Source organism: Pseudomonas antarctica, assembly GCF_001647715.1.
GTDB classification, from domain to species: Bacteria; Pseudomonadota; Gammaproteobacteria; order Pseudomonadales; family Pseudomonadaceae; genus Aquipseudomonas; species Aquipseudomonas antarctica_A.
This window is the reverse complement of record NZ_CP015600.1, coordinates 652,573-670,636: the sequence shown is the minus strand read 5'-3', so window position 1 is coordinate 670,636 and position 18,064 is coordinate 652,573. Positions and strand designations below refer to the sequence as shown.

The following is an 18,064-nucleotide window of genomic DNA, read 5'->3' as shown; positions in this document are numbered from 1 at the left end:
CCGATCAAATGTGGGAGCTGGCTTGCCTGCGATGGACGCGACGCGGTCTTAAGCCTTACTTGGCCCCACGCTCAATCGCAAACCCAGCCCAGGTCTGGCTCACCGGCATCAACTCAAGACGGTTGATGTTGACGTGCGCCGGGGTGTTGAGCACCCAGAAGATGGTGTCGGCGATGTCCTGCGGCTGGATCGGCTCGGCACCGGCGTAGGTGGCGTCGTAGCGCGCCTGGTCACCGCCGAAGCGCACCAGCGAGAACTCGCTCTCGCACAGGCCTGGCTCGATGTTGGTCACACGCACGCCAGTGCCTTGCAGGTCGCAACGCAGGTTCAGCGAAAACTGCTTCACGAACGCTTTGGAGCCGCCATACACGTGGCTGCCCGGGTACGGATAGCTGCCGGCGATGGAACCCAGGTTGATGATCCCGGCGCCACGGCCGTGGGCGATCAAGCGCGGCAACAGCAGGCTGGTGGTGGTCAGCAGGCCTTTGATGTTGGTGTCGACCATGGTTTCCCAATCGTCGAGGCTGCATTTGGGCGCAGGGTCTGTGCCCACCGCCAGGCCGGCGTTGTTGATCAGGCCGCGCAGTTTGGCGAATGAGGGCGGCAAGTTGGCGATGGCGTCTTCCATGCCCTTACGGTCACGCACGTCCACGACCAGGCCGTGCACTTCAGTCTGCTTGGAAAGCTCTTCAACCAATGCATTCAAACGGTCGGCACGACGGCCGGTGAGCACCAGTTTCCAGCCGGCGTCGGCAAAACGACGGGCGCAGGCTTCGCCGAAGCCTGAGGTTGCGCCAGTAATAAACAGCGTGTCGGACATGGTGTTCTCCTTGCGAGCATCGGAAAAAAGTTGCCAGCAGAATGCCCTTACGCCGTCGTCGCGGCAACCGCTAAGCGCACAACTTCATCTACAGCTGATCAATTTTTAACCACCCACAGCTAACCCATATAAACCGGGCCCTGCAGCCACATGCGCGCAGGTTATCCACAACTGCGCCCACAGTCTTTGGGGGCAAGTGCAAAACGGCTCAAGCCGCTGTGTGCAAGGCTTACAGGCAGTTTTAGAAAGTTTTTTGCTTGACCTTGGACGGGGCGTATGTAGGCCCATGCACAGAGGGAAAATTCGAACGATGGCTCCAGGCCAGTCATTCCGGCCTCTGCGGCCGTCTTTCCAGAGTTTAGTCACAGACTTATCCACAGGCTGGAGGAACATTTTTCGGTCATATACCTGTGTCTTTAAACAGGTTGACAAAACCCTTGGCCGGTCACGAAAAACCTGTTGATCAGAAAACAACCACCACGCTGCAGGCCACGCAGCTAAAGGCTTTCAGCCAGCTACTCCCACGTTACCCACAGCCGGTTCCACAGCGAATGGGGACAAGTCAAAACTGTGACAAAACAGGGATTTGCGGCGGCTATATGTCGCGCTTTAGAGGGTGGCTGGATTTGTTTTCCACAATTTGGCAAGCGGCCTGTGAACACTACAAAAACAAATGTGGGAACCGGGCTTTATGTGGGAGCGGGCTTGCCTGCAATGTAGACACCTCGTCCGTTCGGGCAAACGCAAAACAACTGTGGGAGCGGGCTTGCTCGCGAATGCGGAGGGTCAGTCAATCCATCTGAAACTGACACACCGCATTCGCGAGCAAGCCCGCTCCCACAGGGGGACTTGCGCCAAAATTTAAATCAGTGCCCGCCCAGATAGGCGTTACGCACTTCCTCATTCACCAGCAACTCCTTGCCGGTGCCGGTCAGGCGAATCTCGCCGTTAACCATCACATACGCACGGTCCGACAAGCGCAATGCATGGTTGGCGTTCTGTTCCACCAGGAAGATGGTCATCCCGGTGGCCGCCAGCTCGCGCAGGGTGGCGAAGATCTGCTTCACCACAATCGGTGCCAGGCCCAGGCTTGGCTCATCCAGCAGCAACAGCTTGGGCCGGCTCATCAGCGCACGGGCAATGGCGAGCATTTGCTGCTCACCACCAGACATGGTCATCGCCCGCTGGGTACGCCGCTCCTTGAGCCGGGGGAACAGCTCAAACATGCGCTGCATGTCTTCCTGGGCGAATTTATCGCCAATCGGGATGGTGCCCATCAGCAGGTTTTCCTCGACGGTCATGTCGGGGAACACCCGCCGCCCTTCCGGCGACTGCGCAATGCCGTTGGAGGCGATGTAATGGGACGACTTGTGGGTAATGTCGACACCGTTGTAGATGATCTGCCCCGACTCGGCCCGTGGCTGGCCGAAGATCGACATCAGCAGCGTGGATTTACCCGCGCCGTTGGAGCCGATCAGGCTGACGGTTTCGCCTTCGTTAATGTGCAGCGAGACTTTTTTCAGGGCCTGGATCGGGCCGTAAAACACGTCCAGGTCCTTCATTTCGAGGATAGGCCCGTTCATACAAGCTCCTCTTCGTCTGCGCCCAGGTAGGCGGCAATCACTTTTGGATCATTACGGATCGCTTCCGGGCCGCCCTCGGCGATGACGTTGCCGTGGTCGAGCACCACGATGTGGTCGGAAATACTCATTACCATGCCCATGTCGTGTTCGATCAGCACCACCGTGAGGTCGTGTTCGTCGCGCAGCAGGCGAATCATCGCGCTGAGCGCTTCGGTTTCCTGCGGGTTGAGGCCCGCTGCCGGTTCGTCCAGGCAAATGATCTGCGGCCGGGTGCACATGGCCCGGGCGATTTCCAGGCGGCGCTGCTGGCCGTAGGAAAGCTCACCGGCCAGGCGGTTGGCGCAGTCCACCAGGTCGACCACTTCCAGCCAGTAGAACGCGTGGTCGAGGGCGTCGCTTTCGGCCTTGCGATAGCCTTTGGTGTTGAGGATGCCCGCAAGCATGTTGCGGTTGACCCACATGTGCTGGGCCACCAGCAGGTTTTCCAGCACCGACATTTCCTTGAACAGGCGAATGTTCTGGAAGGTCCGCGCCAAGCCGGCGCGGTTCACCAGGTGGGTGCCGCCGAACATCTTGTAATACACGCGGCTGAGGAAGCTTTTCGGCGACACGAAGTCCACCGCTTTAAACCGCTCACCGAGCAGCTGGATCACGTTGGTCTGCTTGCCCCGCACGTTGAGTTCGATCTTGCCGCCACTGGCTTTGTAGAAGCCGGTGAGGCAGTTGAACACGGTGGTCTTGCCGGCGCCGTTGGGGCCGATCAGGGCGAAGATCGAGTTGCGTTCGACCTTGAGGCTCACATCGCTCAAGGCCTTGATGCCACCGAAGTGCATCATCAGATGTTCCACGGACAGAACGACTTCCTTGCTCATGGCGCCACTCCTTTACGTGGGGTCACACCGGTTCGGCTGATTCGAATCAGGCCGCGCGGTCGCCAGATCATCATCACCACCATCAACACGCCAAACAGCAGCACGCGGTACTCCGAGAAGCTGCGCAGCAGTTCCGGCGCCACCGTCAACACGAACGCCGCGATCACCACACCGACGGTCGAACCCATGCCGCCCAACACCACGATGGCCAGGATCAGCGCCGACTCGAAGAAGGTAAACGACGATGGGTTGACGAAGCCCTGGTAGCTGGCGAAGAACACCCCGGCCAGACCGGCCGTGGACGCACCGATGGTGAACGCCGACAGCTTGACCAGTACGTGGTTCAGGCCCATGGAGCGGCAGGCGATTTCATCTTCGCGCAAGGCTTCCCAGGCCCGGCCGACCGGCATGCGGGTCAGGCGATGCTTGATATACAGCACGGCCAGCACCACGAGGAACAGCACAATGTAGATGAACATGAACTTGATGTTGGGGTTGTAATCGATGCCGAAGAACTCATGGAACGGAATCCCGCCATCCTTCGCTTTACGCCCGAATTCCAGGCCGAGGAAGGTCGGCGAAGGCACCGGCATGCCGTTCGGCCCACCGGTAAACGACAGCCAGTTGTTGAGCACCAGTCGAATGATTTCACCGAAGCCCAAGGTCACGATGGCCAGGTAGTCACCGTGCATTCGCAGCACCGGGAACCCGAGTATGCACCCCGCCAGCGCCGCACAGATTGCGGCCAAGGGCAGCACCGTCCAAAAGCCCAGGCCGAGGTATTGATAACCCAATGCCAGGCCGTAGGCACCGATGGCGTAGAACGCCACATAACCCAGGTCCAGAAGACCGGCCAGGCCCACCACGATGTTCAGGCCCAGGCCGAGCAACACGTAGATCAGCCCGAGGATAACCACGGTCAGCAGGTACTTGTTGGCGAAGATCGGGAACACGATGGCGATCACGATCAGTGCCGGGATGATCCAGCGCAGCCGCGACTTGTAGTCCGGCGGCAGCACATGCACGCCGGAGCCACTGCTCTCGAAGCCCTGCAAAATCTTCAGGCCCTTGGGGGTTTGCAGGAACAGGCTCATGGCAAAGCGGCCGACCATCACGATGGCGACCAGGACCGCCACACGGGCCGGTTGCAGGTTGAAGCTGTAGCCGTCGAGGACCACGCCGACGATCGGACCGAACACGATCAACGAAATCAGCCCGGCAAGGACCGTATCGACGACACTTTTCTTGATATCGATAGATTTGGCAGCAGACATGTTTACACCTTCGCCACGAGCGGACGACCAAGCAGGCCCTGAGGACGGAAAATCAGAATCACCACCAGCAGGGAGAAACTGAACACGTCTTTGTAGTCAGAGTTGATCAACCCCGAGAACAGCGACTCGGAGATACCCAGGATGATTCCGCCGAGCATGGCCCCAGGCAGGGAACCGATGCCGCCGAGTACCGCTGCGGTAAACGCCTTGATGCCGATGATGAAGCCGGCGTAGAAGTCGAACGTGCCGTAATTCAGGGTAATCAGCACGCCGGCCAGGGCCGCCATGGCTGCACCGATCACGAATACGTAGGAGATCACCCGGTCGGTGTTGATACCGAGGATCGACGCCATCTTGCGGTCTTGCTGGGTGGCACGGCACATGCGGCCGAGCTTGGTGTATTTGATGATGTAGGTCAGCAGCCCCATGCCGAGAAACGCGGCCACCAGGATGAACACCTTGGTGTAGGTCAACTGCACGAACCCGCTGCCGATATCGACACGCCAGGCGCCGGCCAGCAGGGTGGGAATACCTTGTTGTTTCGCGCCCTGAGCAATCTGGGCGTAGTTCTGCAGGATCAGCGAGATACCGATGGCGCTGATCAGCGGTGCCAGTCGGGTGGAGTTGCGCAGCGGTTTGTAGGCGACACGCTCGATGACCCACCCGTAAACGCCGGTGACGACGACGGTGAAGACCAGGGTGCCAAGAATGAGCAGCGGGAAGGATTCGATGCCGAAGTAAGCCAGCAGTGCCAGACTGATCGCCGCGAGGTAAGCGGAAATCATATAAACCTCGCCGTGGGCGAAGTTGATCATGCCAATGATGCCATAGACCATTGTGTAGCCGATGGCGATCAGGCCATAGACCGACCCGAGGGTCAGGCCGTTGACCAGTTGCTGCAGGAAGATACCATCCATAACGCAATCTCACGCGGTGAGAACCTGCACACCGGTGGGTGTGCGGCCCTTCTGGAGGAAAAGACAGACTTGATGCCTGACACGATGGGACGGGCAACCACGCCCCCTGCGGGAACCGGGCTTGCCGGCGATGACGGACTGACAACCAACACCTGTGTTGAATGTGCAACCGCTATCGCAGGCAAACCAGCTCCCACAGGGGATCGAGGCGCTTAAACGATCGTGTTTATTCTTACTTCTGCTTTTCCAGCTGGTGGTATTTGCCGTCTTTGTCCCACTGGTAAACCACGTAGTCGGAGATTTTCAGGTCGCCCTTGGCGTCCCAGGTCTTCTCGCCCATAACGGTTTTAACCGGGTGAGCTTTCAGCCACTTGGCTGCATCTTCGCCCTTGTCGGACTTGGCACCGTTGAAGCCGGCTGCCAGGGCCTGGATCGAAGCGTAGGCGTACAGGGTGTAGCCTTCAGGCTCGGTGCCGTTTTTGCGGAACTCTTCCACCACGGTCTTGCTGTCCGGCAGCAGGCGCGGGTCAGCGCCGAAGGTCATGTACACGCCATCGACGTACTGCTTGCCGCCAGCGGTCGCGACCAGTTCGTCGGTCACGATGCCGTCATCGGACATGAACTTGACGTCTTTGAGGCCGGCTTCACGAATCTGGCGAACCAGTGGACCGGCTTCCGGGTGCAGGCCGCCGAAATAAACCACGTCAGCACCGGTGGAGCGGATTTTGGTGACCAGGGCGCTGAAGTCTTTCTCGCCACGGGTCAGGCCTTCTTCCAGCACCGGCTTCACGCCGCGCTTGGTCAACTGGGCAGCGGTAGCGTCAGCCAGGCCTTTGCCGTAGGTGTCTTTGTCGTTGATAACAGCGACCTTCTTGCCCTTGAGCACGTCGACGATGTAGTCGCCGGCGACGATGCCTTGCTGGTCATCACGGCCGCACATGCGGAACACTGCCGACAGGCCGCGCTCGGTGACCGTCGGGTTGGTGGAGCCTGGGGTGATCATGATGATGCCAGCATCGGCATACACCTCGGAGGCAGGAATGGTGTTGGAGGAGCAGAAGTGCCCGACCACGCCGATCACTTTGTCCTGGTCTGCCAGGCGGTTAGCCACCGCTACAGCCTGCTTTGGCTCACAGGCGTCGTCGCCGGCCACCAGTTTGATCTGCTCGCCGTTGATCCCGCCGGCCTTGTTGATCACATCGGCTGCCGCTTGGGCACCCTTCATGTACTGCTCACCGAAAGCTGCGTTGGCGCCCGTCATCGGGCCCGCCACGCCAATCTTCACATCAGCTTGAACAAACGTAGAAACACCCAGCGCCGTTGCAATGGCGAGGGCCAGAAAGCCTTTCTTGTAAAACGTCTGGGACATGAGTGGTGCTCCGAGGTTTTTGTTTATTGGCACTACGAATTCAATGCAAACCTTCAACTGAAACTTTCAGAGAAAGCCAAGAGCAAGGCGCGTGCCATTACGTTTTTATTCTTCAAAAAGACACGGTGTCATTGTTATTACAGGCGTTTCGACTCCTTTTGCCAGGACGTGCAACCGTCTAGCATCGGAAGGTGCAACCAATGGACCCAAAAAGTACAACCCTGGCAGGTCGCACCTGCAACCAGGCGGATAAACGGTCGTTCCTGCACCTGTAACAATGTGCGTAACGGAACTGCACATTTACAGTGCGTGATTGCTACGACTTGCACCAATACAGATTAGTAGGCTGCTAAGAAAATGCAGGCTTCTGAGCGGTATTTCGCTGATCAGATCACGATCCGCAGGCATTGCCCGGCGTGATACAGCGAAAAACCTGCTTCATAGAGACAACTGCGCAGGCCCACCCCGGCCAACGGCTGCATCGGCGCGAAGGGGATCGGTAACACCTGGGGGTTCTGGTGACATAAGTAGTCGGCAAATGCTTTGCCCACGACGCTGCCGGTGGTCACACCACGCCCGTTATAACCCGTTACGGCGACCAGGCCCGGCGCCGGCTCGAACAGGCGCATCAAGTGGTCCGGGGTGAAGGCGATACAACCGGTCCAGGTGTATTCCCACTGCACCGATTTGAGGTACGGGAAGTAGTGCTGCTGCACCCGATCGGCCCATGCCTTGAGGAACCACGCCGGTTTCTGGTTACCGTTGCCCAGGCTGCCGAGCAACAGGCGGCCATCGGCATCGCGGCGGATGCTGCTGAGTACCTGACGCGTGTCCCACGAGCCCTGCCCGCCGGGAAGGATCTGCTGGGCGGCGTCATCGGTCAGAGGGGCTGACGCAACCTGGTAGTAGTAGCCGGGGAAGAAATTGCGGCGAAGCTCGGTCCACTCACCTTCGGTGTAGGCATTCGAGGCGATCACCACTTGTGCCGCCTGCACTGAGCCCTGGGCGGTCTGCACTGACCAGTGCGCGCCTTGGCGTTCAAGCTGGGTGACCGGGGAATGATCAAACAGTTGGCCGCCAAGGCCGGCGGCGGCATTGGCCAAGCCAGTGGTATACGCCATCGGGTTCAACGTGCCGGCGCGTCGGTCGAGCAACGCAGCGGCAATTTTTTTAGTGCCTGTGGCCTCTTCGCAGGCCTGGCCGGTGAGCAACTCCACCGGCGCGCCACGGCGTTTCCATTGTGCTTCACGGCTGCGCAAATCCGCCTCGCCACGGGCATTGTGCGCCATGTGCAAGGTGCCCTCGCGGCGCAATTGGCAATCGATGTTGTATTTGTCGATGAGGCTGAACACCAGCGATGGCGCCGCGCCCAACATGCGGTTGAGCTGGCTGCCCACCGCTTCGCCGAAACCGGCTTCGATCTCATCCGGGGGAATCCACAGGCCGGCGTTGACCAGCCCGACGTTACGCCCGGAACCGCCATGGCCGGTGCGATGTGCCTCCAGCACGGCGACGCTTTTGCCCTGTTCCAGCAAGTGAATGGCCGCCGACAAACCGGTAATCCCGGCGCCGATCACGCACACATCCACCTTGACCTCGCCCTTGAGCGCGGCGCGATCCGGCCGGCCAGGGGTAAGGTGTTCCCACAAACATGCTTCGCGTAATGGCATTGCCAGACTCCGGAGAGGACCTAACAAACAACAATTATTTTGAATTGCAAACACCATCAAATGTGGGAGCTGGCTTGCCTGCGATAGCATCACCTCGGTGTTCCCGGCACACCGAGGTGTCTGCATCGCAGGCAAGCCAGCTCCCACATTGACTGCACTGCGACGTGAGGGGTCAGTCGAACGTAATACCCTGCGCCAGCGGCAGTTCCAGCGAGTAGTTCACGGTGTTGGTCTGGCGACGCATATACCCGCGCCACGCATCCGAACCCGACTCACGCCCGCCACCGGTCTCTTTCTCACCGCCAAACGCGCCGCCGATTTCCGCGCCGCTCGGGCCGATATTGACGTTGGCGATGCCGCAGTCACTGCCCACCGCCGACATGAACTGCTCGGCTTCACGCACATCGGTGGTAAAGATGCACGAAGACAGGCCTTGCGGCACAGCATTGTTCAGGCGCAGTGCCTCGGCGAAGTCGTTGTAGCCAATGACATACAGAATCGGCGCGAAGGTTTCGGTGCACACCACGTCGCTTTGCTCAGGCATTTCCACAATCGCTGGCGATACGTAGTAGGCATTCGGGAATTTATCTTCCAACTGACGCTTGCCGCCGAACACCCTGCCGCCTTCGCTCAAGGCTTGTTCCAGGGCGTCCTGCATGTTTTCGAAACCGTGTTTGTCGATCAGCGGACCGATCAGGTTGCCTTCCAGCGGGTGGCCGATGCGCACCTTGGAATAAGCGGCCTTGAGGCGAGTGACGATTTCTTCCTTGACCGACTCATGGGCGATCAGCCGGCGCAGGGTGGTGCAGCGTTGGCCGGCAGTGCCGACGGCACTGAACAGGATCGCGCGTACGGCCATGTCCAGGTCGGCGCTTGGGCCGAGGATCATCGCGTTGTTGCCGCCCAGCTCGAGGATGCTGCGGGCGAAACGCGCGGCGATTTTCGGCGCCACTTCGCGGCCCATGCGGGTGCTGCCGGTGGCGCTGATCAGCGCGACACGCGGGTCATCCACCAGTGCAGCGCCGGCGTCGCGGCCGCCAATGATCACTTGGCTGAGGTACTCGGGGGCATCGGTGAATTTCTTCAGTACGCGCTCGAACAACGCCTGGCACGCCAATGCGGTGAGTGGTGTCTTTTCCGACGGTTTCCAGATCACCGCGTTGCCGCACACCAGCGCCAGCGTGGTGTTCCACGCCCATACGGCGACCGGGAAGTTGAAGGCGCTGATCACGCCGACCACGCCCAGCGGGTGCCAGGTTTCACGCATGTGGTGGCCCGGGCGCTCGGAAGCGATGGTCAAGCCGTACAACTGGCGGGACAGACCGACGGCGAAGTCGCAGATGTCGATCATTTCCTGCACTTCACCCAACCCTTCCTGGGTGATTTTGCCGGCTTCCCAGGACACCAGCTCGCCCAGGTCGGCCTTATATTCGCGCAGCACATCACCAAACTGACGCACCAGCTCGCCGCGACGCGGCGCCGGTACTTTGCGCCAGGCGTCGAATGCATGCTCGGCGCGACTGACCTGCTGCTCCACCTCGGCGGCACCTTCCCAGTGCACACTGCCAATACGGCTGCCATCAATCGGCGAATGCACGGGTTGTTTACCCGACTGGTACAGCGCCGGGTTTACCCCGAGACGGTCAAGCAATGCGGCAACCATGGGTCACTCCTTCAATCTACAAACAAAAAAATTGCGCCGCGGCCCACACGGCGATCCAGACCTTATTTGTAGCTGGCCCAAGACTTGCCAACAAACGACGATTAGGCGAGATATCATTCCGTTTATTCATGCAAAGAATAAAAAGAGGCGTGCCGTGCTGAACAAAAGACATTTGCCCTCGATCACCGCCCTGCAGTGTTTCGAAGCCGCCACCCGCCACCTGAGCTTCACCCGCGCCGCCGAGGAACTGAACCTCACGCAAAGCGCGGTGAGCAAACAGGTCGCCCAGTTGGAAGAATTGCTGCAGCACCTGCTGTTTCGCCGGGTGCGCCGCCGCTTGCAGATGACCCCGGCGGGCGATTTGTACCTCGTGGAAGTGCGAAAAATCCTCACACAGGTGGAGATGTCCACCCATTACCTGCGCTCCTACGGCGGCGAGACCGAAGTACTTCGCGTGTCCACGCCCTACACCTTCGGCGCGCGCTGGCTGGTGCCGCGCCTGAAGGGCTGGCGTTTGCGCCACCCGCAAATCCACCTGGACCTGTGCAATGAACAGGAACCGGACGAGTTGCTGCAAGGCAAGGCGGACATGGCGTTCTATTTCGGCCAGGGCTCACGTCCCGGCACGGAAAGCCTGAAACTGTTCAGCGAAGAATTGGTGCCTGTGTGCGCGCCGGAAAGCCTGCCCGCACAGGCATTCACCGACCCCACGCAATTGAGTGACCTGGTGCTGCTGCAAAACGCCTCGCGGCCGCAAGGCTGGCATGACTGGTTCGCCAGCCAGGGCTTTCACACCGAACACAGCTATCACGGGCCGCGTTTCGACACCTTCTATATGTGCATCCGCGCGGCGCAGGTCGGCTGTGGCGTGGCCCTGCTGCCACGTTTCCTGGTGGAAGAAGAACTGGCCGACGGCAAGTTGGTGATTCCTTGGCAGCATGCGTTGCCGAGCCAGGATGCGTATTACCTGGCGTACCCGGAGCATTCGGCGGAAGTGCCCAAGGTGCGCGACTTTGTGAAGTGGATGATGGAGCAGGTTTAGTTATTTTTTGGCTGCACCACCGCCATCGCAGGCAAGCCAGCTCCCACATTTGGAATGCATTTCTACGGTGGGAGCTGGCTTGCCTGCGATAGGGCCAGTGGCCACTCCAAAAAAATCACTGGCAAAACAACACAGGTCTATGCGCCACTAGCGCCATTCCTTAATTGTGCGTAAAGGTCGGCGCCCATCGCCGATCCGTCTGGAGATTCCCGTTATGAGCGAGAGTGTGTTTGCCGATCGCATCGTGCAGAACCTGCTCGACACCGACTTCTACAAGCTGACCATGATGCAGGCGGTGCTGCACAACTACCCGAATGTGGACGTTGAATGGGAGTTTCGTTGCCGCAACAGTGAAGACCTGCGCCCGTACCTGGCGGAAATCCGCTACCAGATCGAGCGCCTGGCCGAGCTGAGCCTGAGCCCAGACCAGTTGGGTTTCCTGGAGCGCATCAGCTTCATGAAGCCGGACTTCCTGCGCTTCCTCGGGCTGTTCCGCTTCAACCTTCGTTATGTGCAAACCGGCATCGAGAATGGCGAACTGTTTATCCGCCTGCGCGGGCCGTGGCTGCATGTGATCCTGTTTGAAGTGCCGATGCTGGCCATCGTCAGCGAAGTGCGTAACCGCTACCGCTACCAGACCGTGATCCTTGAACAGGCCCGCGAGCAGCTGTACCGCAAGTTCGATTGGCTGACGGCGAACGCCAGCAGCGACGAGCTATCGGAGCTGCAAGTGGCCGACTTCGGCACGCGCCGGCGCTTCTCGTACCGGGTGCAGGAAGAAGTGGTGAGCGTGCTCAAGCATGACTTCCCCGGGCGATTTGTCGGCACCAGCAACGTGCACCTGGCCCGTGAGTTCGATATGAAGCCGCTCGGCACCATGGCCCACGAGTGGATCATGGCCCACCAGCAACTCGGCCCGCGCCTGATCGACAGCCAGATCGCCGCACTCGACTGCTGGGTCCGCGAATACCGTGGCCTGCTGGGGATCGCCCTGACCGACTGCATCACCACCGACGCCTTCCTCAGCGACTTCGACTTGTACTTCGCCAAGCTGTTCGATGGCCTGCGCCATGACTCCGGTGACCCGGTGCAATGGGCCGAAAAAGCCATCGCCCACTACCACAAGCTCGGTATCGAGCCGATGAGCAAGACCTTGGTGTTCTCCGACAGCCTGTCGCTGCCCAAGGCGCTGGAGATATTCCGCGCGTTGCGGGGTCGCATTAATGTGAGCTTTGGTATCGGCACCAACCTGACCTGCGACATTCCAGGTGTTGAGCCAATGAGCATCGTGCTTAAAATGACCGCCTGCAATGGTCAGCCCGTCGCGAAAATCTCTGATGAAGCGGGCAAGACCCACTGCACCGACCCGAATTTCGTCGCCTATTTGCGTCACGTTTTTAAAGTACCTGCCCTTTCCAGCAAGGAGTGAATCATGCAAGCCGTACAGCGTGAGATTGCGCAGCAGCTCAAGGTCCAAGCACCGTTCAAGGACCAGGCCGCCCTGGAGGCTGAAGTTGCCCGCCGCGTAACCTTTATCCAGGACTGCCTGCGCAATTCCGGGCTCAAGACATTGGTGCTGGGCATCAGCGGCGGCGTCGATTCCCTGACTGCCGGCCTTTTGGCTCAACGCGCGATGCAGGAACTGCGCGCCAGCACCGGAGATGACGCCTACCGTTTCATCGCCGTGCGCCTGCCCTACGAAACCCAGTTCGATGAAATCGACGCCCAGGCCTCGGTGGACTTCATCGAGCCGGACGAGCGCCACACTGTGAACATCGGCCCGGCGGTAAAATCCCTGGCCAGTGAAGTGGCGGCGTTTGAAGGCAAGGCCGCGGTGTCCCGCGATTTCGTGCTGGGCAACACCAAGGCGCGCATGCGCATGGTGGCGCAGTACACCATCGCCGGTGCGGCCAGTGGCCTGGTGATCGGCACCGACCACGCGGCGGAAGCGGTGATGGGCTTTTTCACCAAGTTCGGTGATGGCGCCTGCGATCTGGCACCGTTGAGCGGGCTGGTGAAAAACCAGGTACGGGCGATTGCTCGGCACTTTGGTGCGCCGGAATCATTGGTAGAGAAAATCCCGACGGCGGACCTTGAAGATTTGTCGCCAGGTAAGCCGGACGAAGCCTCCCACGGCGTGACTTACGCCGAGATCGACGCCTTCCTGCACGGAGAGCCGGTGCGTGAGGAAGCGTTCCGGATCATTTGCGACACCTACCGCAAGACCGAGCACAAGCGGGTCATGCCATTCGCGCCGTGAGGTAGATCGCCATCGCAGGCAAGCCAGCTCCCACCGCTGACCGCATCCTCATGCTGGAACTCGGTCAACGGTGGGAGCGGGCTTGCTCGCGAAGAACGATAACGCGGTACTACAGACCGCCCACAAAAAAGCGCCCCGCAAGGCGCTTTTTTTTCGACCGCAATCGGCTTACTTGACGGTCACAGTGCCTTTCATCATCGAGATGTGGCCCGGGAACGAGCAGAAGAACGCGTAGTCGGTACCGGCAGCCAGCTTCGACACATCGAAGGTCACCGAATCTTTCTCACCGGCACCAATGATTTTGGTGTGGGCGATGATGCGGGTGTCGCCTTCTTTCAGGTAGTTCTTGTCGATACCGGCAGCCATGCCGTCGCTGGCAATGCCAGGCATGTCGGCGGCGGAGCTCAGCACCCAGTTATGGCCCATCACGTTCTTCGGCAAGCTGCCGGAGTGAGTCAGCTCAACGGTGAACGTCTTGCAGCTCTTGTCGATTTCAATGGCCTTTTTGTCGAAGGACATTTGGTCGGTGGAGTCGACGGTGACCTTGCACTCTGCAGCAAGCAACTGGCCGCTCGCCAGAGTCAGCAGGGAAACAGCAACGAGTTTGGCAAACATGTGAATCTCCAAGGCAGGGTTTAAATAACGCGGATTGGGACAAGGGTGCCTCAAGCAGGTTTGAATTCTTATGATCTGCATCAACAGATTGTATACAACTTTAGGCTATCAGACTGATCAACACAATCTACCAGCCAAAGATCTGCCACCCGCTTATGATCGGCCCATACCCCATTGGAGCCCGCGCCATGCACCTCAACCAACTGTTCAACGGCCTGCTGGCCGCGTACGCCTGCGGTAAGTGAAGGCCAAGCGAGGTGCTAAGCTGCTACCATAGCGACCCAAGGCAGCTGCGCGCCGCCCCACCCTCACCTTCGACCCTAGAGGATCGCCCATGGCCAAACCTAATTACTCCTTCGCCAAACGTCAGAGAGACTTGGCCAAGGAGCAGAAGAAAGAGGAAAAGCTGCAACGCAAGAAAGCCACTGCAGATGAAGAAGCAGGTGCACTGAACCCGGATGCTGAAGGTGAAGTGGCGACAGACGAAACCGAAACACCGAAAGACCCGGCTGAATAAATTCTGTTGGGGTGAGCAGGCCCTCCCTGCTCACCCCAACCCACCCTCACTCCAGCGGCATCACCGTCACCCGCACCTCCGGGTCATGGCTCCCTCCCCCCAGAATCACCCCCCGCAACGGCGACACATCTGAGAAATCACGGCCCCAGGCCAAGGTGATGTGCTCCAGTGCCGGCTGCACATTGTTGGTCGGATCGAAATCTACCCAGCCCGACACCGGGCAATACACCGAGACCCACGCGTGGGACGCATCGGCGCCGATCAGCCGTGGCTGGCCGGGCGGTGGCTGAGTGAGCAGGTAACCGCTGATGTATCGCGCCGCCAGGCCCCGCGAGCGCAGGCAGGCGAGCATCAGATGGGCGAAGTCCTGGCACACGCCGCGACGGCGCTCCAGCACTTCCACCAGCGGCGTGGCGACCTGGGTGGCTTCGGCATCGAACGTGAACTCGCTGAAGATCTTCTCCATCAGCGCCTGTACACCCAGCAGCAATGGCTCGCCGGGCGGAAAACAGCTTTCGGAAAACTCGACGAAAGTTTTTTTCAGGTGCACGTAGGGTGATTCGAAGCGATAGCGGCAGGCTTCGACCAGTTCCACCGACACCGGCCGGCTGCTATAGGTCAGGCTGTCGCGGGTCTGGTCCCAGGCGGGCGACTGCTGGAAATCCAACACCGGCCGCGCCAGCACTTCCACGGTCAGCCCGGCATTCACCAGCAACTCATCGTGGGGCCGCTCAAAGGCCAGCCGGGTAATGGGGTTACCAAACACGTCCAGCTCATCGCGGCGCGAAGACGGCTCCGGGCTGATATCCAGTTGCTGCGAGGCGCAACGCTGCCAGGCACAAGGCCGTGGCCACAGATGCGCCAGTTGCTGGGCCAGGGAGACCGGGCTGTCGTAGTGGTAGTGGGTATCGTGGAAAATCTGGTAGCGCGCACTCATCACACCGACACCGTTTGCTGGCTGACATCATCCACATGGGCAAAATGGCGCAAGGCCAGGCGATCCGACACTTGCCCGCTCTCATCGGCGACTGCTTGCAGCAAGTCAGCCAGGCCATCCAGCGCGGCACGCACGCTGGACTCACCAAACAACGGGTTCTCCAGGCAACCCAGGTCGAAACACGCCAGGCGCTCCACCAACGGCGCCAGCCCGGTTTCACGAGGCACAGCAAAGTCATCGTTGAGGCGACGCAAGGTACGGCTGACCAGTTTCAGCTGGAACAGCACCGCGTGCGGGTTCTGCTCGTCCAGCAGCAGCAGGTCGAGCACCGGAATCAGCTGCGGCACCGCCAGGTAGCGCGAACGATAGGTGATGCTGCTATTGCCCAACTCCAGCAGCCACTCAAGCCCCGCCTGATCGAACACCGCCACGCCACGCAGGAACGCCGCAAGGCTGCTGCTCAGAAATTGCAGGCGCTCAATGCGCCGGCCCATCATCAAAAAGCGCCAGCCTTCGTCGCGGGTCATGTCGTCGAGGGCAAAGCCGGACAGCGCCGCCAGGGACATCACCAGGCGGTTGAGGAAATCCAGCAACTCGCCAAAATCCGGGGTTTCGCTTTCCAGCTCCAGGGCTTCGCGTTGCAGTTCGACCAGGGCCTGCCAGTTTTCCCGGGACAGCTTGCCGCGCACCTGGGACGCCGCCCACTGCAGGCGCTGCAGGTTGGCGCGCAGGCTCGACGGCCAGTCATCACCCAGCAAGGCAGCGAGCAGGCGCTCAGGCAACTCGCCCTCCTCCGGCAACAAGCGCAAGCTCTCGCCCAGCTCGACCGCCGCCTGCAAGGCCAGCGGATCGTCGCCGTCGACATAACGCGCGAGCACGATACGCAGCCAACGCGCGCTGTCGTCACAGCGCTCGCAATAGCGGCCAAACCAGAACAGGTTTTCCACCACGCGAGAGGGCAGATAAGGGTCGCGGCGCACCAGGTCATGGGCACCAATCGCCCGTTGTGCACGCCAATGCTCGCCACCGGCAACGCGTTCGCTTAGCACCCAGGTGTCTTTGCTCGCGCCACCGCGTTGCATCGACACCACTTCGGCATCCGCCTCGGCCGCCACGCGGGTCAGGCCGCCGGGCAGTACACGGTAGCCGTCATCACTGGCCACGGCGTACACGCGCATGCCGATGGCACGGTGTTGCAAATGGTCGTCGACGGTGTGCCACACCGGTGCCTGGGACAGTTGCGCCAGCTCCTGCGCGACGTAGGCGTAAGGCCTTGCGCGCATGCGTTCGGCCAGGGCCTGGCGTTGTTCCTCATTCAAATCGCGGCCAAATACCGGGCTGAAGCTTTGCGACGGAAACGCGGGTTTGATCAGCAAATCCGGCAGCTTCTCCAAAGCCTCGGCCAACACCGGCGCTTCACCGCACCACCAAGTGGCGATCGACGGCAGGATCAATTCTTCGCCGAACAGGAACTGGTTGATCTTCGGCAAAAAGCCGAGCAACCCGGGCGACTCCAGTACGCCACTGCCGAGGGCATTGGCCACCAGCACATTGCCCTGGCGCACGGCATCGAGCAGGCCGGGCACGCCGAGGGCCGAGTCGGTGCGCAGCTCCAGCGGGTCGCAAAAGTCGTCGTCCAGGCGGCGCATGATCGCGTGCACCCGGCGCAGGCCGCTGAGGGTTTTCAGGAACACGGTGCTGTCGCGCACGGTGAGGTCGCCGCCCTCCACCAACGGGTAGCCGAGTTGGCGCGCGAGGTAGAGGTGTTCGAAATAGCTTTCGTTGAATCGCCCCGGGGTCAGCAGCACGATCAGCGGCGACTGGTCGTCGCTGGGGGCCTGGCGGGCCAGGGTTTCCTGGAGCGTGCGGAAGAAACCGGTGAGGTGCTGCACCTGCAGATCGCGGTACAAGTCCGGAAACGCACGGGACACGATGGTACGGTTTTCCAACGCATAACCGGCACCCGACGGTGCCTGGGTGCGGTCGGCGGTGACCCACCAGCGGCCATCCGGCGTGCGCGCCAAGTCCACGGCATACAGGTGCAAAAAAGCGCCGTCCGGCGGCTGAATGCCCTGGCAGGGCCACAGGAAATTGTTATGCCCAAACACCAGCTCAGCCGGCAGCAGGCCCTCTTTGATCAATCGCTGCGGGCCATACAGATCGGCCAGCACGGCATTGAGCAGGCGCGCCCGCTGGGCGATACCGGCCGACAGGTGCTGCCACTCATCGGCGGCCAGCACATGGGGCAGTAAATCCAGCTCCCACGGGCGATCCGCGCCCTTGGGGTCGGCGTAGACGTTATAGGTCACGCCGTTTTCCTGGATCTGCCGGGTCAGCAGTGCCTGGCGCTGGGCCAGTTGCGCAGGCGTGCTGCGTTGCAGGTGATCGAGCAAGCGCTGCCAATGGGCACGCACCGCGCCACTGTCGTCCAGCAGTTCGTGATAAGTGCCCGCGGTCAGCGGGTAACGGTCGAGCAAGTCGGGCATGGAACGCTCGGCAGAAGGCAAGGGAAGTCAGATTAACTC

At 60.5% G+C, this 18,064-nt stretch carries 15 protein-coding genes; 4 read left to right on the top strand and 11 right to left on the bottom strand.

Annotated elements, in window-relative coordinates; all coding sequences use genetic code 11:
• Window positions 1–55: 55 nt before the first annotated feature.
• From A7J50_RS02715 to A7J50_RS02680, 8 genes are all read right to left on the bottom strand, one after another.
• Window positions 56–820, bottom strand: coding sequence for an SDR family oxidoreductase (locus A7J50_RS02715; RefSeq protein ID WP_064450434.1), 765 nt, complete (start codon window positions 818–820; stop codon window positions 56–58).
• 866 nt (window positions 821–1,686) lie between these two features.
• Complete coding sequence (locus A7J50_RS02710; protein WP_064450433.1) at window positions 1,687–2,403, bottom strand: ABC transporter ATP-binding protein; 717 nt, start codon at window positions 2,401–2,403, stop codon at window positions 1,687–1,689.
• Window positions 2,400–3,275 carry an ABC transporter ATP-binding protein gene (locus A7J50_RS02705; RefSeq protein WP_064450432.1) on the bottom strand — a complete coding sequence of 292 codons (876 nt, stop codon included), beginning with the start codon at window positions 3,273–3,275 and terminating at the stop codon, window positions 2,400–2,402. The genes A7J50_RS02710 and A7J50_RS02705 overlap by 4 nt, the downstream gene beginning before the upstream one ends.
• On the bottom strand, window positions 3,272–4,549 hold the full coding sequence (gene livM / locus A7J50_RS02700) for a high-affinity branched-chain amino acid ABC transporter permease LivM (RefSeq protein WP_064450431.1): 1,278 nt from the start codon (window positions 4,547–4,549) through the stop codon (window positions 3,272–3,274). The genes A7J50_RS02705 and livM overlap by 4 nt, the downstream gene beginning before the upstream one ends.
• A gap of 2 nt (window positions 4,550–4,551) precedes the next feature.
• Window positions 4,552–5,466: an ABC transporter permease subunit gene (locus A7J50_RS02695; RefSeq protein ID WP_064450430.1), complete on the bottom strand. Its 915-nt coding sequence runs from the start codon at window positions 5,464–5,466 to the stop codon at window positions 4,552–4,554.
• 232 nt (window positions 5,467–5,698) lie between these two features.
• Entirely contained in the window at window positions 5,699–6,835 is a 1,137-nt protein-coding gene (locus A7J50_RS02690) for a branched-chain amino acid ABC transporter substrate-binding protein (protein WP_064450429.1), read from the bottom strand.
• A 386-nt stretch (window positions 6,836–7,221) separates the two neighbouring features.
• Window positions 7,222–8,505 (bottom strand): NAD(P)/FAD-dependent oxidoreductase, encoded by a 1,284-nt coding sequence (locus tag A7J50_RS02685; RefSeq protein WP_064450428.1) that lies wholly within the window; start codon window positions 8,503–8,505, stop codon window positions 7,222–7,224.
• Window positions 8,506–8,677: 172 nt separating this feature from the next.
• Complete coding sequence (locus A7J50_RS02680) at window positions 8,678–10,168, bottom strand: aldehyde dehydrogenase family protein (protein ID WP_064450427.1); 1,491 nt, start codon at window positions 10,166–10,168, stop codon at window positions 8,678–8,680.
• A gap of 154 nt (window positions 10,169–10,322) precedes the next feature.
• Between A7J50_RS02680 and A7J50_RS02675 the strand changes: the two genes are divergently transcribed.
• The 3 genes from A7J50_RS02675 to nadE all read left to right on the top strand — a co-directional run bounded on the left by A7J50_RS02675 (window position 10,323) and on the right by nadE (window position 13,470).
• Entirely contained in the window at window positions 10,323–11,210 is an 888-nt protein-coding gene (locus tag A7J50_RS02675; protein ID WP_064450426.1) for a LysR family transcriptional regulator, read from the top strand.
• 214 nt (window positions 11,211–11,424) lie between these two features.
• Window positions 11,425–12,639 carry a nicotinate phosphoribosyltransferase gene (pncB, locus tag A7J50_RS02670; protein WP_064450425.1) on the top strand — a complete coding sequence of 405 codons (1,215 nt, stop codon included), beginning with the start codon at window positions 11,425–11,427 and terminating at the stop codon, window positions 12,637–12,639.
• Window positions 12,640–12,642: 3 nt separating this feature from the next.
• Window positions 12,643–13,470: an ammonia-dependent NAD(+) synthetase gene (gene nadE, locus A7J50_RS02665; RefSeq protein ID WP_064450424.1), complete on the top strand. Its 828-nt coding sequence runs from the start codon at window positions 12,643–12,645 to the stop codon at window positions 13,468–13,470.
• A gap of 168 nt (window positions 13,471–13,638) precedes the next feature.
• Here the strand turns inward: nadE and azu are convergent, their stop codons facing one another.
• Window positions 13,639–14,085 carry an azurin gene (gene azu / locus A7J50_RS02660; RefSeq protein ID WP_064450423.1) on the bottom strand — a complete coding sequence of 149 codons (447 nt, stop codon included), beginning with the start codon at window positions 14,083–14,085 and terminating at the stop codon, window positions 13,639–13,641.
• A 334-nt stretch (window positions 14,086–14,419) separates the two neighbouring features.
• On the opposite strand from azu, the gene A7J50_RS02655 reads away from it, so the two are divergent.
• Entirely contained in the window at window positions 14,420–14,602 is a 183-nt protein-coding gene (locus tag A7J50_RS02655) for a hypothetical protein (RefSeq protein ID WP_064450422.1), read from the top strand.
• Between the two features lie 46 nt (window positions 14,603–14,648).
• Here the strand turns inward: A7J50_RS02655 and A7J50_RS02650 are convergent, their stop codons facing one another.
• Both A7J50_RS02650 and A7J50_RS02645 read right to left on the bottom strand, forming a co-directional pair.
• A complete protein-coding gene (locus A7J50_RS02650; protein WP_064450421.1) occupies window positions 14,649–15,539 on the bottom strand; it encodes a transglutaminase family protein in 891 nt (296 codons plus the stop codon).
• Window positions 15,539–18,025, bottom strand: coding sequence for a circularly permuted type 2 ATP-grasp protein (locus tag A7J50_RS02645; RefSeq protein WP_064450420.1), 2,487 nt, complete (start codon window positions 18,023–18,025; stop codon window positions 15,539–15,541). Before A7J50_RS02645 ends, A7J50_RS02650 begins: the two co-directional genes overlap by 1 nt.
• Window positions 18,026–18,064 lie beyond the last annotated feature (39 nt).

What these genes read in the sequence shown, in the direction of transcription:
- A7J50_RS02715 (WP_064450434.1), bottom strand. Translation starts at nt 820, where the DNA reads ATGTCCGACACGCTGTTTATTACTGGCGCAACCTCAGGCTTCGGCGAA.
- azu (WP_064450423.1), bottom strand. Translation starts at nt 14,085, where the DNA reads ATGTTTGCCAAACTCGTTGCTGTTTCCCTGCTGACTCTGGCGAGCGGC.
- A7J50_RS02680 (WP_064450427.1), bottom strand. Translation starts at nt 10,168, where the DNA reads ATGGTTGCCGCATTGCTTGACCGTCTCGGGGTAAACCCGGCGCTGTAC.
- A7J50_RS02690 (WP_064450429.1), bottom strand. Translation starts at nt 6,835, where the DNA reads ATGTCCCAGACGTTTTACAAGAAAGGCTTTCTGGCCCTCGCCATTGCA.
- livM (WP_064450431.1), bottom strand. Translation starts at nt 4,549, where the DNA reads ATGTCTGCTGCCAAATCTATCGATATCAAGAAAAGTGTCGTCGATACG.
- A7J50_RS02695 (WP_064450430.1), bottom strand. Translation starts at nt 5,466, where the DNA reads ATGGATGGTATCTTCCTGCAGCAACTGGTCAACGGCCTGACCCTCGGG.
- A7J50_RS02705 (WP_064450432.1), bottom strand. Translation starts at nt 3,275, where the DNA reads ATGAGCAAGGAAGTCGTTCTGTCCGTGGAACATCTGATGATGCACTTC.
- A7J50_RS02650 (WP_064450421.1), bottom strand. Translation starts at nt 15,539, where the DNA reads ATGAGTGCGCGCTACCAGATTTTCCACGATACCCACTACCACTACGAC.
- A7J50_RS02655 (WP_064450422.1), top strand. Translation starts at nt 14,420, where the DNA reads ATGGCCAAACCTAATTACTCCTTCGCCAAACGTCAGAGAGACTTGGCC.
- A7J50_RS02685 (WP_064450428.1), bottom strand. Translation starts at nt 8,505, where the DNA reads ATGCCATTACGCGAAGCATGTTTGTGGGAACACCTTACCCCTGGCCGG.
- nadE (WP_064450424.1), top strand. Translation starts at nt 12,643, where the DNA reads ATGCAAGCCGTACAGCGTGAGATTGCGCAGCAGCTCAAGGTCCAAGCA.
- A7J50_RS02710 (WP_064450433.1), bottom strand. Translation starts at nt 2,403, where the DNA reads ATGAACGGGCCTATCCTCGAAATGAAGGACCTGGACGTGTTTTACGGC.
- A7J50_RS02645 (WP_064450420.1), bottom strand. Translation starts at nt 18,025, where the DNA reads ATGCCCGACTTGCTCGACCGTTACCCGCTGACCGCGGGCACTTATCAC.
- pncB (WP_064450425.1), top strand. Translation starts at nt 11,425, where the DNA reads ATGAGCGAGAGTGTGTTTGCCGATCGCATCGTGCAGAACCTGCTCGAC.